The organism is Bradyrhizobium sp. HKCCYLS20291 (assembly GCF_051167715.1).
GTDB lineage: Bacteria > Pseudomonadota > Alphaproteobacteria > Rhizobiales > Xanthobacteraceae > Bradyrhizobium.
In genome coordinates this window covers 402,479-414,826 of record NZ_JBNPTO010000003.1, presented here as the reverse complement: position 1 = coordinate 414,826, position 12,348 = coordinate 402,479, and the positions used below count along the sequence as shown (strand labels likewise).

15 protein-coding genes are annotated in these 12,348 nt (G+C 61.5%); 4 read left to right on the top strand and 11 right to left on the bottom strand.

Going from position 1 to position 12,348, the window contains the following annotated elements; genetic code table 11:
* Positions 1-7 precede the first annotated feature (7 nt).
* Positions 8-1,534: an IS66 family transposase gene (gene tnpC / locus ACQR07_RS09820; RefSeq protein WP_434902090.1), complete on the top strand. Its 1,527-nt coding sequence runs from the start codon at positions 8-10 to the stop codon at positions 1,532-1,534.
* 319 nt (positions 1,535-1,853) lie between these two features.
* Here tnpC and ACQR07_RS09815 read toward each other — a convergent pair whose 3' ends face one another.
* From ACQR07_RS09815 to ACQR07_RS09785, 7 genes are all read right to left on the bottom strand, one after another.
* Positions 1,854-2,366: a S26 family signal peptidase gene (locus tag ACQR07_RS09815; RefSeq protein WP_434902089.1), complete on the bottom strand. Its 513-nt coding sequence runs from the start codon at positions 2,364-2,366 to the stop codon at positions 1,854-1,856.
* Positions 2,363-2,827 carry a DUF2840 domain-containing protein gene (locus tag ACQR07_RS09810; protein ID WP_434902088.1) on the bottom strand — a complete coding sequence of 155 codons (465 nt, stop codon included), beginning with the start codon at positions 2,825-2,827 and terminating at the stop codon, positions 2,363-2,365. Before ACQR07_RS09810 ends, ACQR07_RS09815 begins: the two co-directional genes overlap by 4 nt.
* A gap of 292 nt (positions 2,828-3,119) precedes the next feature.
* A complete protein-coding gene (locus ACQR07_RS09805) occupies positions 3,120-4,001 on the bottom strand; it encodes a replication initiator protein A (RefSeq protein WP_434902288.1) in 882 nt (293 codons plus the stop codon).
* Positions 4,002-4,003: 2 nt separating this feature from the next.
* Positions 4,004-4,306: a helix-turn-helix transcriptional regulator gene (locus ACQR07_RS09800; protein ID WP_434871248.1), complete on the bottom strand. Its 303-nt coding sequence runs from the start codon at positions 4,304-4,306 to the stop codon at positions 4,004-4,006.
* A 138-nt stretch (positions 4,307-4,444) separates the two neighbouring features.
* Entirely contained in the window at positions 4,445-4,966 is a 522-nt protein-coding gene (locus ACQR07_RS09795; protein WP_434902087.1) for a DUF2285 domain-containing protein, read from the bottom strand.
* A 58-nt stretch (positions 4,967-5,024) separates the two neighbouring features.
* Positions 5,025-5,213 carry a transcriptional regulator domain-containing protein gene (locus ACQR07_RS09790; protein ID WP_434902086.1) on the bottom strand — a complete coding sequence of 63 codons (189 nt, stop codon included), beginning with the start codon at positions 5,211-5,213 and terminating at the stop codon, positions 5,025-5,027.
* A gap of 167 nt (positions 5,214-5,380) precedes the next feature.
* Positions 5,381-5,659 (bottom strand): DNA -binding domain-containing protein, encoded by a 279-nt coding sequence (locus tag ACQR07_RS09785; protein WP_434871251.1) that lies wholly within the window; start codon positions 5,657-5,659, stop codon positions 5,381-5,383.
* 177 nt (positions 5,660-5,836) lie between these two features.
* Between ACQR07_RS09785 and ACQR07_RS09780 the strand changes: the two genes are divergently transcribed.
* Positions 5,837-6,094 (top strand): helix-turn-helix domain-containing protein, encoded by a 258-nt coding sequence (locus tag ACQR07_RS09780; protein ID WP_434902287.1) that lies wholly within the window; start codon positions 5,837-5,839, stop codon positions 6,092-6,094.
* A gap of 438 nt (positions 6,095-6,532) precedes the next feature.
* Here ACQR07_RS09780 and ACQR07_RS09775 read toward each other — a convergent pair whose 3' ends face one another.
* Complete coding sequence (locus ACQR07_RS09775) at positions 6,533-7,387, bottom strand: S1/P1 nuclease (protein ID WP_434902085.1); 855 nt, start codon at positions 7,385-7,387, stop codon at positions 6,533-6,535.
* A 95-nt stretch (positions 7,388-7,482) separates the two neighbouring features.
* Between ACQR07_RS09775 and ACQR07_RS09770 the strand changes: the two genes are divergently transcribed.
* Positions 7,483-8,514, top strand: a complete 1,032-nt coding sequence (locus ACQR07_RS09770) for an LOG family protein (RefSeq protein WP_434902084.1) — start codon at positions 7,483-7,485, stop codon at positions 8,512-8,514.
* Positions 8,515-8,568: 54 nt separating this feature from the next.
* Entirely contained in the window at positions 8,569-9,459 is an 891-nt protein-coding gene (locus tag ACQR07_RS09765) for a hypothetical protein (protein ID WP_434871254.1), read from the top strand.
* 268 nt (positions 9,460-9,727) lie between these two features.
* On the opposite strand, the gene ACQR07_RS09760 is transcribed toward ACQR07_RS09765, so the two are convergent.
* The 3 genes from ACQR07_RS09760 to ACQR07_RS09750 all read right to left on the bottom strand — a co-directional run bounded on the left by ACQR07_RS09760 (position 9,728) and on the right by ACQR07_RS09750 (position 12,145).
* Positions 9,728-10,048, bottom strand: coding sequence for a DUF736 domain-containing protein (locus ACQR07_RS09760; protein WP_009032057.1), 321 nt, complete (start codon positions 10,046-10,048; stop codon positions 9,728-9,730).
* A 539-nt stretch (positions 10,049-10,587) separates the two neighbouring features.
* Positions 10,588-11,055 (bottom strand): hypothetical protein, encoded by a 468-nt coding sequence (locus ACQR07_RS09755; protein WP_434902083.1) that lies wholly within the window; start codon positions 11,053-11,055, stop codon positions 10,588-10,590.
* Between the two features lie 154 nt (positions 11,056-11,209).
* Positions 11,210-12,145: a DUF2493 domain-containing protein gene (locus ACQR07_RS09750; RefSeq protein ID WP_434902082.1), complete on the bottom strand. Its 936-nt coding sequence runs from the start codon at positions 12,143-12,145 to the stop codon at positions 11,210-11,212.
* Positions 12,146-12,348: the final 203 nt, after the last annotated feature.

Below are 12,348 nucleotides of genomic sequence, written 5' to 3'. Positions count from 1 at the left end.
ATCGGACATGCAGCTCGATCTCACCAATCTCCCGTCTGATCCTGAGCTTTTGCAGCGCCTGGTGCGCGACATTGCCGCTGCGATCGACCATCGCGATACCGAGATCGAGCGGCTTAAATCCATCATCAAACAGCTGCAGCGAATGCAGTTCGGCCGCAGCTCCGAACGCATCGATCCCGACCAGCTTGCACTCGGTCTGGAGGATCTCGACAGCGACATTGGCCGCGTCGAGGAAGCGCAACCGAAGGTCACACCGGAAGCCAACTCTCCGCCGCGACGCCGTCCGCTGCCCGATCATCTGCCGCGCGAAGACGTTCTGCTCGACGTGCAAGACCGGGTCTGTGGCTGCTGTGGCGGCACTCTCCATCTGATCGGCGAGAGCGTCAGCGAGATGCTGGATTGGGTACCAGCTCAGCTTCGCGTCGTGCGCACAACCAGACCCAAATACGCCTGCCGAGCCTGCAGCAAGGTGGTGCAAGCCGGCGCGCCGGAACGGCTGATCGCTGGCGGCCTGGCAACGCCGGCGCTGCTCTCGCACGTGTTGATCGCCAAATACTGCGATCATCTTCCGCTCTATCGGCAGTCGCAGATCTTCGACCGTCACGGCGTCGATCTCTGCCGCTCGACGCTCGCGGGCTGGGTTGGCGGCGCATGCTGGTGGCTCGAGGCCTTGCACGAACGGCTGTGCAAGAACGTGTTCGCCTCCAACCATCTCTTTGCCGATGACACGCCGATCCCGGTACTCGATCCTGGCCGCGGACGAACCAAGACGGGACGGCTTTGGGTGTACGCGCGTGAGCAACGGCCGTGGGGCGGACCCGAACCTCCGGCTGCCATCTACCTGTTCGCACCCGACCGCAAGGCCGAGCGACCAGTCGCACATCTTGCCGCCTTCAAGGGCATCCTGCATGTCGACGGATACGCCGGCTTCGAGCAATTGGCCGACAAAGAGGGCATCACGCTCGCGGCGTGTTGGAGCCACTCGCGACGCAAGTTCTACGATGTGGCCGAAGCCACCGCGTCTCCCGTGGCAACAGAAGCCCTGCGCCGGATCGGCGAGCTCTATGCGATCGAGGCGCGCATCCGCGGCCAATCGCCTGACTACCGTCTTGCCGAACGCAGGACCTTCTCCAAACCGATCGTCGACGCGCTGAACGTCTGGCTCGATGCGCAGCTCCGCCTGGTCTCCGGCCGCAGCACGCTCGCTGAAGCGATCCGCTATGCGCTCTCGCGCTGGCACGGCCTGACTCGCTTCCTGAACGACGGGCGCGTCGAGCTCGACACCAATCCGGTCGAACGCGCAATCCGTCCTGTCACGCTGGGCCGCAAGAACCACCTGTTCGCCGGCAGCGATGGTGGCGGACATCGTTGGGCGGTCGTCAGCTCGCTCATCACGACCTGCAAGCTGAACGACGTCGAGCCCTACGCCTATCTGCGGGACGTCCTGCAGCGGATGATCGACGGCCATCCCGTCAACCGCCTGGACGAATTGCTGCCGTGGAGCTGGAACCTGGCTGATCATGTCAAGACCTGAGGCATGTGCAGCGGCCGGACGCTTACATCGCCCTCAATCGCCTCCCTTCCTTCTCGGCAATTCGCTCGTACGACTGCGCTTTTCGTCGAAGGTTCGGCTACTCCAGAGAACTCTCGGCGGTCTTGAAAGAGATAGAGAATGAAAATCGCGAGATTGCGCGCCTCGATGTGAGCGACATCGACACCAAATCCGACACCCCGCCGAACTTTGCAGACGAAGAATTCAGCCTTCGACGCACACACAGATCGCATTCGAGCGCGGCTACTTTGCATCAGATCTGACGCGTGTTTTGCAATTGGACTGCAGACTGAGCGCATTGTCACGGCTCCCTCGTCCACACGGGAACTGCGCGTCCGATGACGTCTGACATCGCCGTCAAACCGAAGTATCGGCCGTCCAACGAGACATCCGACTGCCAGTTCATCAGGAAGATCTGCTCGTCGCCAACGATGCGACAGCCCTGCCAATCTGGCAGCGGATAGCCCCGGCGATCGGTCTGTTGCGCGGCTCCTACCTCGACATCATCCACACTGATCGCGAGCTCGCGGCGACAGACGGTTTGGCCGGGAAGGGCAAGGATCCGCTTCAGCATCGGCACGCCGACCGGCAAGTAGCCGCCAGCAGCGAGCAACACCGCTAGCTGCTGTTGAGGCCTTACGACGACGAGCTCAGTGACGTACCAATCGCGGACCGGCTGCACGGCATAGAGGCCGATTGGCACGCTTTCAGACGCATTCCAGATCAAGCGCGGTTGCGGATCGAGCGCACTCGTTCCGAGCAGAAGCGACACGCCGGAAAGCATCGCCACGGCGATGGAGAAGCGCGGTCTCATGGCATGATGCTCCGCCGATGCAGCCAGGCCCGGTGCCGCGAAAGCGTGTAGGGCCGCGGCGGTTCGTTGGCCGTGAAGCGGTTCTGAACGTGACGCCAATGATCTGGTGCGACGTCCGCCGGATTGATGCCGAGCGCCTCGATGGCGTCGATGTGCTGCAGCACGCGCTCGACCTTCGGCCAGCCGAATATTTGCAGCAGAATGGCAGCGCCAGGACCGACGAAGGGCACGGTCGCGCAGGCCTCGCCGGCGCGGACAGCCTGCAGGATGTCGATCCGCGACAGCACCGTGCCGTAATCATTCGACGACCAGCGGACGAACGCAAACACGCTGTCGGGCGTGAATGAGACCACGCGACGATAGTGATCGAGCCGCAGCTCTTGCACGGTTCGGCCGAAACGGATGCGGTTCTCGATCTTGCCCTGCAGCCATAGCAGCTGGACGCGCGTCAGCTCGCTCATCGGATCATCTCTCGATTGGACAGGATTGGGAGGCGCTGGAGGGCCCGGCACGAGCGCACAGACTGCTGCTCGTGCGTCCCTGAGGACCGCTCACGCCAAAGCTGCGGGCGTCCAACGACGCGGCGCTGACGGTGCCCGTTAGACAAAATCCGAAGGATTTTGCAGTTAGGTAAGTTAAGGGGCCGAAAAACTGAGCCGGCAGAGCGGCTTAAGACCGATTTTGGTCCCCGATAGCACGAGGATCCGGTCCCCCATAGCACGAGCCTTACGGTCCCCGATAGCACGAGACAATTCACAGCTTGTCCCCAGCACGGCTCGAGGGATGGTGCTTGGCGAAGCGCCGAGCGACGGGGTCCGTCATGGCGGCCGTAAAGTTCAGCCGCTCGGTTCCGTTCGGATCGCGGGACAGCACGAGCTCGTAGCCAGGCAATGTCTGGCGGCGGACGATTTCGCGCAGGTCGTATGCAAAATGTTTGAGGGGCGAGAGGCTGCCGGACTTGGCGTGGAGATAACCGAGATCGAAGCTCCAGCCGCCGTCCTGATGACCGCCATGCTTGCGCACCAGACGATAAAGCCAGCGCTCCAATCCGCCCGTCAGCGCAAAATATTGGCGGTCGATCGTCAGCACGAGCGCATCATCAATGACGCCCGAATAGAACCAATCCGGCAGGATGAGCTGCAGTCCGGACGGCTTGCCATGCGCATCCGCGGTCTCCTTCCACTCGTTGATCCAGGAGAAGCGATGCCGCCGCCGCTCCGTCGGCTGACGGATCGACGTCAGCACGGTTGTGGACTGAAGACGGTCGAGACCGGCTTTCAGACGATCGTAATCGCGCACGCCAGTGCCGCGCCCGACGAAGTTCAGGATCTCATACGGCGTGGCCGCCATCAGACGCGATGTCTTCAATCCGGCGTCTCGCGCTTCGACGATCTGCGACGCTGCCCAGATCAGAACATCCGCGTCCCAGATGGTCGCCATGCCATGCTCGGGGACGGCCTCGACTCGGATCGCGACGGTTCCTGCGCGGAAATCGATCGGCACCACACGCTTGGCTTTTGCCAGCGAGAAGAAGGGATAGGCCATCAGATCCTGCGCATCGCGTGGCGCAAGATCGCCCGGCAACGCGCGAAACAGATCGAGCTGTGCACGCTCGGATTTGCGCAAATGACGCATGCTCACGCGCGCACAGCGCGCTGTACGCGACGCTCTTTGCCCGCATAGGGAACGAGACCTGCATGCCTCTTCGCCGGCAGGACCGTCCCCTGCCCGGGATCGGCGGTGGACGTTTTCGTGCCGCGATCAACCCAAGCCTTGAGGTCGTCGAGCGCATAGACGACGCGTCCGCCGATCTTGCGATAGGTCGGGCCAGTGCCGTAGGTCCGGTGCTTCTCGAGCGTGCGGCCGGACAGGCCGAGATAACGCGCAGCCTCGGGTGTACGAAGAAAGCGCGGCGGAAGACCGGCTAAGGAATCGGACATCTGGCAACCTCCAGGACAGACCTGCGCGCTTGCGCGTAGTGCAGCGCGTCGACGGTCAGCATGGAGGCGTAGAACAGCGAAGGGGGAGGCCGCAGATCGAGGGGGCCGTTTCCGGCCACCTCCTCAATTTCCGTGAAGCTATTCGTCCTTGCGCGGCGGTCGCAGGAGTTGCCGATATCCCCCGCGGATCAAGGACAGGCCGTCCTCGACCAGACGTCGGGTAAGGCTGCGCACTTCGCTCGTTTTCCAAGCGCGCGCAGGAATGCGCGCTGCGCCGAACAGCACTTCCGCAATCGTCCGATGACTATTGCCCTGCTGCCAACCGTCGAGCGCGCGCAAGATCAGCACCAGGCGCGTGCGGCGTTGCTCCGTCAAGCCGTCGGAGGCGGGTCCAAGCGGCTGCGCGCGCAGAGCACGCCAGAGCCGGTCGGCGGCATGGTGGCGCATCTTGAAGTCGCGGTCATACGGCAGCAGCACTGCGTAGGACACCGTGCTCATCGGCTTCCTGCGCAGCCACACGCGATGCTGATTTGTGCCGATTCGAACGACGACATGCCAGCCGTCCATCGCCCGCCGAAGCTGGTCCGGCGCAAACGAAGGCAGTTTTACGATCGGCGTGACCACTGGCACGCGCGTGCCGATCTCGACAAGCGCCAGCACAGTAGACAACCGCTCAGGTGCCCAGAACACGGACTGGGCATCGAAAGGCAGCGCGGGATCAGCGGCGAAATATCAACCCCCAATGCTTCCGGAAGTTGGCAGGCGCACTGCGATCAGGATGTGTTATCGTTGAGAACTGCGCACGATAGTTCGGTGATCGGCGAACACTCTCCCAAGCGAAGCCTGGAGGGTCCGCGCGATGAATGTTCGCGTAGGCCTTGGGTGAGCGCCAATCGAATTCCGCCATCGTGCTGTCCTCATCAAGTTAGGACTGCAACGCAACAGACCAATGATGGCGCCATTTAAGATTGTTGAAGAGATTCTCGACTCGCGCAGGTAAATGGATGCGGACTACAGCCCAAACCAACTACACGATTGCTTGAGACGATCAAGTTCCGCTCTGGTTGCACAACTTCAGGTCTCTGGGGGACTACGTAGGAAGTGGTTGTAACCTTCCTCTGACAACCACTTTGCCCGCGCCAGATGGCTGTCGAATGCGCGGCGGGCGCGTTCGGGTTCGCGGACCGGATCAATGTGCAGAACGATCTGCGCGACCTCTTCCCAGTCGGCGCCGGCCGCCTCTGCATCGAGAAGCCGGAGATACGTGACGAGGTGCTCCTCGTCGTACGGCGTCAGAACGGGCTCGGTCGGAGCAGTATCGGCCACATCAGGATCGAGGGGAGGAAAGGACATCGGTTAGAAACCTACAAAATCAAACACAATGCTCTTTTTTTGCCGACGAGAGAGACTGGAGCAGCCCTACAGGAGACCGAGACGAGGCACCATTAGCCAACGTAATCAATCGTTTGGTCCCGATTTGTAGAAAATACTCCGTGGTGAAATACTCGACAAGCCTGTGCTGTCTTGGAGATGAACATCCGAGACGTCTTGGCCGCCAACTTGAAGCGCTTGCGCCGAACCAAAGGCGTTTCGCAGGAAGAACTCGCCCACCGCGCCGATATTGATCGGACCTATATCAGCTTGGTTGAGAGAAGCCGCAATGCCGTCTCGATCGACGTGCTTGCCGCTCTCGCGGCTGGCCTCGGCGTCGAGCCGGCAGACCTTTTGAAGCCGACGCCGCCGACAGTGGATCTCAACAAGAAGGGGCGACGTATTAGAACCCGATAATGCCAAAGCGTGCTCAAAATTTGGCAGTCGGGTCCTGCTCAGCAGCGTTCTGGCTCTCCCCTCCGAGTTCCGAAAAGCCCCTTCAGCCAAGTGCTGGGGGACATCAGGCATTACGCCCGCAGACTTAGCGGCTCACCTTTCAGCCGCTGCGCTGGAATCAATGCGGGCATGACCACCCTGACCCGCCGCCGCGATCCACAATCACCGAAGGAGACTTCGGCGCATCTATTTCGGGGATGTCCAGGCCGTCACGATTGCCAAGCGTACGGAAGGTCCTATGGGCCCGCCCGCCTGGCAATGGTTCTGCGGCTTCTATCCCGGCAGCCACCCGGGCGAGCAGAAGGTCGACAGCACCCGTAGCCATGAACAGGCGTGTGAGGCCTTCGGGCGGCATGGGACGCCCTTCCAACCAGCCGCCAGAAGATTTCTGAATCAGATTTAGTTAGATGGACAGCTGGGCGAGGCATAAATCTCATTGAGATAGCGGGCTAGCCTGAGACCTGCGCGCCCCAACTGCATCTCTACTTTCGGCTTCGCCTTCCTGTAGTAGCTGCGGTCCAGCGTCGTACCTTCAGCGACCCACATCTCCTTGGCGATGGCATGGGCCTCATTTGCCCAGTCGAGGGGTGAGCCTTGCGCTTCCTTGGCGACGTCTGCGTTCTTGAGCCATCCCTTTTCCAGGGCGTCGACGTAGGAACCCCAAGCGTAAGTGGTTTTGGTGATTAGAGTCGAATCCCAGACCTCGTGCAGGTTTTGCCATTCGTGCGCCACAAGGCAGGTGCGGCCCTCACAGATATCTCCAGGAATCAGCATATGCAGGTGAACGCCGTTGGCACCTTCCTCTTCCTTGACGGTGTGAAACGGCTGGTGGATGTCGCCAAGGAAATGCACCGCGAACCTGAGGTTATCGATCTTCTTGGCGGGATCGGTCTCGCATCGCATCTCCTTCTTGAGGTCTTCCAGCTTGCTGACCACGCACCCCGCGCCGCAGTCACCCGGCCAGTTGATCGCGGTGTCGACCGGAGAGTTGATGTAGTGCCACTTGCCCGTCTCGGCGTGGCCGGAGCGGTAGTCATCCGCCCAGCTTGCGCTTGAGGCCAGGGATGGGAGTGAGAACGCGGGAAGGGGGTTGTTAGGGTCCGGCCACAGCAGCTTGCTGATGGCTTCGGCCGCTTCCTTCGAGAGCCGCCGCTGAGCAACCTCGGCGACGATGGAATGTCCCTCCTGCCCCCAGGCGAACGCCTGGCCGGGAATGGACAGCAATGCTGCGACACAAAAAGCTATTCTGATCATGAAAACCCCTTGCGACCTAAAGTTGGCGGGAACTAGTATGCAACTCTAGCCCCATTTCTGAAGTCAATATTTTAGTCGACCTCCTTGGAGGGCTTATGACGCCGAATTTTACCTTCGATCCCATTCGCCGATCTCTTTACTCCGCCGAAGAATTGCTCACTGGCTACGATCCTGCCGATGTCCGAAGCTACGCCAACAGTCTCGATTTCAGGATCATGCAGGAATATGTCCGCGCCGGCGGAGCGCAGCCGGATGATTACCTGGCGAGTCTGATGAGGTCGCTGCACGATGCGACCATCACCCAGCATCTAGCCAATGTCCTGGATGGTAAACGGGTCGCGGCGATCATGGGTGGCCATAGTATGGCGCGATCCAATACTCCGGACTCCGACTATGCCCTGACAGCCCAGATTGCCAAGGGGCTCGCCGAGCGTGGGATGTTGGTCCTCAGTGGCGGCGGCCCTGGTGCCATGGAGGCTACTCATCTCGGGGCCTTGTTTGCCGGAAATGACGAGGGCCTTCGCAAGGCGCTCAACGACTTTGCAGCTGCGGGGGTGCTCACGTTGCCCCCCGATCAGAACAAGATCCTCGCTCCAGATGGCACGCCCGACTTCAAGATCGTAGAAGAGTATGCAGCCTGGAGTAAGCCAGCGATTGAAATTTGGAAGTCTCAGGGAAGGAAAGGCGCGGGCATATCGATCCCGACCTATCAATATGGCCAGGAGCCGTTCAGCCCGTTCGCAGAAGGCATTGCCAAGTACTTCCAGAACAGTATTCGCGAAGACGGCCTTCTCGCCGTGGCAACGCATGGCATCGTCTATGTGAAGGGCGGCGCCGGGACATTACAGGAGGTGTTCCAGGACGCGGCGCAGAACTACTACCATACTTTCCCGGCCAAGCAGGGTGCAGGCTATTTCAGTCCGATGGTCTTCTTCGGACCAACTTGGAGTACTGACCGTCCCGTGCAGCCCCTGCTGGATTCCCTGTTTGCGGGTTCAGCCGAGTACAAGAGCCGCGTGCTCTTTACCAGCAGCGTCGAGGCTGCGGTCGATTTCATCTCCGGTTTTGCACCGCCCCACCCTAACGTCACGATCGCCGCTCTCGCGGATAAGCCCAGCGCGGTATAGCGCGTGCACAATTTGAGCCGAACCTAACCGATTAATTGAGCCGGAATCATTGGCATGTCGGAAAACTCTATTAAAGGCTCTCCCAAGGGAAAAGGTGACATGCAATCGCCCGAGCCCGCTTCGCCCTCCCTCAGCGCGCAAATCGCTTCGTTTGTCGACGCGCTGACCGCTTTGGGAAAGCTTATGCTTGTTCTGGCCGTACTGGGATTGCTCTGGAGTAAACACGAAGCTGTGGAGACCTATGCGCTTCAGTGGCTCAACAGCGCCAACAAGGTCGGCTTCCTTGGCTGGAGCATCGAGCGCCAAATTTCAGCCGAACAGGCGGTTGCCAGGATCGCAAAAGACAAGGCGGATGTTACCAATCTCGCTTTCGCCGAGGGAGCGATTGAGCGCGCAGCTCGAAGTGCGCCAGCGATCGTTGGCTCGCGTGTCCTCTGGGTGGACGATCATCCCACAAACAACGATCCTGAGCGTGATGCGCTTAAGGCCATCGGAATTCAGGTGTTCAGGGTCAAGAACACCAGTGACGCGGTTCGCTTCGTTCCTGTCCTGGAGCCGGACCTCATCATCACCGATGTTGTCAGAGAAGGCGATCAGGCTCTACCTTTACGCAAGTGCCCTGCCCACTATTTCGAGTTGCCGCCGAACGTAACGGTCGACCTAGCCTCGCTCAACAGCGACTTACTCCAGGGAAAGACTAAGGCTACTGGCTTCAGCTTGCCTGAAGCAATTTCCGACCTCGATCAAGGTTATACGGATCACCTGACGTCCAGAATCCTGCTCTATTCCGGTTCAGCCGGTGGCCGTGCCGCGAGTCAGTGCGCAAGGCTGGTGACAAATCGTCCTGACGTTCTGCTTCACAGCATCGTCAGCGCTTTGGAGGAGCGGCACTGGCAAAAGTTGAGGCAACAGCCTGCAACTGACACCAAGACCGCCGAAAAATAGTCGGCATTGCCTGTCCAAAGATCTCTCTCGGAATCTGTCGCTCTCCATGATTGGGCGGCGCGAACTATCTCTATCGCCACGTCTCTCCTGGCGTCCAACGCCCTAGCCTGCAACTGACCTGACGCATACTTCCCTCCTGCGCCGCAAGTGGCAGGCCCTCGCGAAGCCGCCAATACCGCCGGCTTTCGCGACCTACCGAGCCAGTGCTAGCCATTTGGTCCAGATCAATTGTCCCCGCCCGGATCACTCGGACGGGGACGATCTAGCTTCACTCGGCTGCCTTGCGCGGCCGCGACCAGAGGAGCGTGTAGCCCTCACCGCCTTCGTCGTCGAACAGGTTGGCGTAGATCGGAGCGTTGAATGAGGGGTCGTCGAGCTTGAGCGAGAGGTAGTCGCGTCCCTCTTCGGAGCGGCGGGCCCAGGCGGCGCCGATCTCGACCCGGCCGGCGTAGACGCGGTGGCTGGGCGCGTTCTCGCTGGAGCGGTTGGCTTCGGGGACGATGCGCACGCCCTTGGCCTTAAGGCTCAGGGTGATGATCTCGCCCTGGAAATCGTCGCCGACCTTCTTGAAGGAACCGATGGAAGCCATGTTGTCTCTCCTTGGCTGGTTCGGGCCGCGACCACCGCAGCCTCGATGGCGCATGTCGGGCCGAAGGCGATCGACGGCGCACCCGAAGGGCCGAAGCGACAGCGGAGGACGCTGCCGGCCAACTTTCTTGTCCCGCGAGGAATGGGCGGCTTCGCCCAGGGGAAGAAAGTTGGCCGGCGGCGTTGCGCTCAGGCGATCGAGGCGCAGCCGGTCTTCGGACAGATCAAGCCATCAAGAGGCAAGGTGCGTCGCGAGCCGATCAGCTTCAGGAGAGACATGGCGACCCGCGGCATACAAGACGTGCCACGACCCAGGCGTACGATCAGAAACCCCTGAGAAGAATAGCGCGTGCCAATCGAGGTCCGGTGTCCGCGACTACCTAACGCGAGGTACCAATCTCTTGCGCCGGAAGTGTCGTTCCGCCGCGGGCCCAAGTTCCAGAGCGACGCGCCCGCCTCCGCTCAGCCGGTCACATCCCGCCGTTCAAACGCCTCATCGCGGACTGCTCAAGCCACGGGGCTGGGCTGCGCAACCCAGGTTCACAGCCGTGAGGAGTGGAGAGACCGATCGCTGTCCTGCTCGGACTGCAACGGACGGGACAGGTCGTTGTTGAGCAACTGCTGCAGAGCGTATCCGGCGACCAGGAGCGCACCCGACCATCCAATGATTTCGCGCCAGAACGGTGAAGGCTCGGCAATCAAGGCAGCAATTGCAAACGCGACTTGCCGACCAGCCATCGCTGCCGGGACGAGAAACGCGGCTGCCACAAGCCCGCGTAGCAGCAAGGATGTCGAAGAGGGGAACAGGGCGCGGCCGATCATCAAGGTAAAAGCTGCCGCAGCAATGCCGGCCAAAATAGCCAGGCCGCCCCCGCAACCTGCATTCAGGACCGTCATGCCGACGGTGACCGCGACGAAGAACGGCAGAGCATGGACCGCAAGCTTGAACACCGCACGGCACAAAAGCCCGACGCTGACCAGTCCAAGGATGAGAGCAATCGCGAGCATGGTGGTGGCCTCCGTGCAAAGCTGTGACGGGATGCGCCTTCCACCACCACCGCGGCGCAATCCAAACACGATGCATCGTGATTTGGACGAAGTTGAGGAGAGTCACGCGAACGATCGAGGTGGTCCACGCATGAGGTTGACGAGTTGACGGCGCTCACGCGCCGCCCTTGCCGAAGGTCCAGACGGGAATGCCGAGACGACGGGCCTTGTCGGCGAGGTTGCCCTGGATGCCCGAACCCGGGAAGACCATGACGCCGATCGGGAGCGTCTCCAGCATGGCGTCGTTGCGCTTGAACGGTGCAGCCTTGTTGTGCCTGGTCCAATCGGGCTTGAAGGCGATCTGCGGCACCTTGCGGTTTGCCGCCCATTTGGCGGCGATCAGTTCGGCGCCTTTCGGCGAGCCACCGTGCAGGAGGACCATGTCCTGGTGTTTGGCGTGAACCTTGTCGAGACGATCCCAAATGAGTGCGACGTCGTTGAAGTCCGGCCCGCCGGTAAGAGCGATCTTCGGCCCCGGCGGCAGCATAACCTCGGTCTCGGCGCGGCGCTTGGCTGCGAGGAAGTCGCGAGAGTCGATCATGGCCGCCGTCAGCGTGCGATGGTTGACCTGGGAGCCCGATCGCGGCCGCCACGGTGATCGCGTATGCAGCTCGAAGGCCTCGGCGGCAAGGTCGCGGAACAGCTCCAGGGCGTTGCGGCGCTCGACCAGCGACACTCCTTCCGAGGTCAGGCGCTCGAGCTCCACGGAGCGGACCTCTGAGCCGTTCTGCTCACGCTGGCTCGTCCGCTGCGCCTGCTCGTTGTCGTCGAGCTCGCGCTCAGTGCGTAAGGTCGCGCGGTGGAACAGGTTGACCGTCGACCAGAGGAGATCTTTCAGCTCGGGCTCGAGGCGGGTGTCGGAAAGTGTCGCCACGAGCGCATCGAAGATGTCGGCTACTGCGCCGGCGATCGCCCTGCCCTCCGGCAGCGGCCGCGGATCTGGCTCGTCGTCGAACGGCCGGTAGCCGTGCAGTTGGAGTTCGGCCAAGGCGTAGTCGGTCGTCGATTGGGAGAGGCGCGGGTCGTGTGTCTCGTCGTGCTGGTCGGACATGGTCATCTCGTCTGTGATCGCTGACCGCGCCGATCGCGGCCTTCCATAGCGATCTCCAAGACGGCGGACGGACCGGACCAGAACCCGGTGATCCCTTGGGGAGCAGCGGGCCGGAGCGACAGCGGAGGATGGCGGGGCGCAGCTATTTTGCCTCGCGATGCAAAGGCCCGCGCGCGGGCCGGCGGAAAATAGCCGCGAACCGC

What these genes read in the sequence shown, in the direction of transcription:
- tnpC (WP_434902090.1), top strand. Translation starts at nt 8, where the DNA reads ATGCAGCTCGATCTCACCAATCTCCCGTCTGATCCTGAGCTTTTGCAG.
- ACQR07_RS09815 (WP_434902089.1), bottom strand. Translation starts at nt 2,366, where the DNA reads ATGAGACCGCGCTTCTCCATCGCCGTGGCGATGCTTTCCGGCGTGTCG.
- ACQR07_RS09810 (WP_434902088.1), bottom strand. Translation starts at nt 2,827, where the DNA reads ATGAGCGAGCTGACGCGCGTCCAGCTGCTATGGCTGCAGGGCAAGATC.
- ACQR07_RS09805 (WP_434902288.1), bottom strand. Translation starts at nt 4,001, where the DNA reads ATGCGTCATTTGCGCAAATCCGAGCGTGCACAGCTCGATCTGTTTCGC.
- ACQR07_RS09800 (WP_434871248.1), bottom strand. Translation starts at nt 4,306, where the DNA reads ATGTCCGATTCCTTAGCCGGTCTTCCGCCGCGCTTTCTTCGTACACCC.
- ACQR07_RS09790 (WP_434902086.1), bottom strand. Translation starts at nt 5,213, where the DNA reads ATGGCGGAATTCGATTGGCGCTCACCCAAGGCCTACGCGAACATTCAT.
- ACQR07_RS09785 (WP_434871251.1), bottom strand. Translation starts at nt 5,659, where the DNA reads ATGTCCTTTCCTCCCCTCGATCCTGATGTGGCCGATACTGCTCCGACC.
- ACQR07_RS09780 (WP_434902287.1), top strand. Translation starts at nt 5,837, where the DNA reads ATGAACATCCGAGACGTCTTGGCCGCCAACTTGAAGCGCTTGCGCCGA.
- ACQR07_RS09775 (WP_434902085.1), bottom strand. Translation starts at nt 7,387, where the DNA reads ATGATCAGAATAGCTTTTTGTGTCGCAGCATTGCTGTCCATTCCCGGC.
- ACQR07_RS09770 (WP_434902084.1), top strand. Translation starts at nt 7,483, where the DNA reads ATGACGCCGAATTTTACCTTCGATCCCATTCGCCGATCTCTTTACTCC.
- ACQR07_RS09765 (WP_434871254.1), top strand. Translation starts at nt 8,569, where the DNA reads ATGTCGGAAAACTCTATTAAAGGCTCTCCCAAGGGAAAAGGTGACATG.
- ACQR07_RS09760 (WP_009032057.1), bottom strand. Translation starts at nt 10,048, where the DNA reads ATGGCTTCCATCGGTTCCTTCAAGAAGGTCGGCGACGATTTCCAGGGC.
- ACQR07_RS09755 (WP_434902083.1), bottom strand. Translation starts at nt 11,055, where the DNA reads ATGCTCGCGATTGCTCTCATCCTTGGACTGGTCAGCGTCGGGCTTTTG.
- ACQR07_RS09750 (WP_434902082.1), bottom strand. Translation starts at nt 12,145, where the DNA reads ATGTCCGACCAGCACGACGAGACACACGACCCGCGCCTCTCCCAATCG.